1 protein-coding gene is annotated in these 305 nt (G+C 66.2%); it reads right to left on the bottom strand.

All coding sequences use genetic code 11. The annotated features are described in order from the left end of the window. The coding region (locus BST14_RS31970) for an ABC transporter permease subunit (protein WP_438502221.1) at positions 1-305 on the bottom strand (305 nt) is incomplete at both ends.

The following is a 305-nucleotide window of genomic DNA, read 5'->3' as shown; positions in this document are numbered from 1 at the left end:
ATGACGATGGTGCCGATACCCATGGAGATATCGGCGCCGCCCTGGGTCTGCGCGAACAGCGCGCCGGCCAACGCCACCAGCGCGTTGGAGATGGCCATGCCGAGCAGGATCATGCCGCCGGTGTTGACCCCCTGGGCACGGGCCATCCGCGGGTTGGAGCCGGTGGCGCGGATCGCCAGGCCTTTCTGGGTGGTGAAGAACCAGTCCAGCAGCAGCTTCGCGGCGATCACGATGAACACCAGCAGCAGCGGCCGGAACACGTAGTCGCTGAGCCATTCCGGCTGCAGCAGGGTGAACAATGTCGG

The sequence above is a fragment of the Mycobacterium arosiense ATCC BAA-1401 = DSM 45069 genome (genome assembly GCF_002086125.1).
GTDB classification, from domain to species: domain Bacteria; phylum Actinomycetota; class Actinomycetes; order Mycobacteriales; family Mycobacteriaceae; genus Mycobacterium; species Mycobacterium arosiense.
Note: the sequence above shows the minus strand (reverse complement) of the source record. Positions and strands in the feature narration are given on the sequence as shown.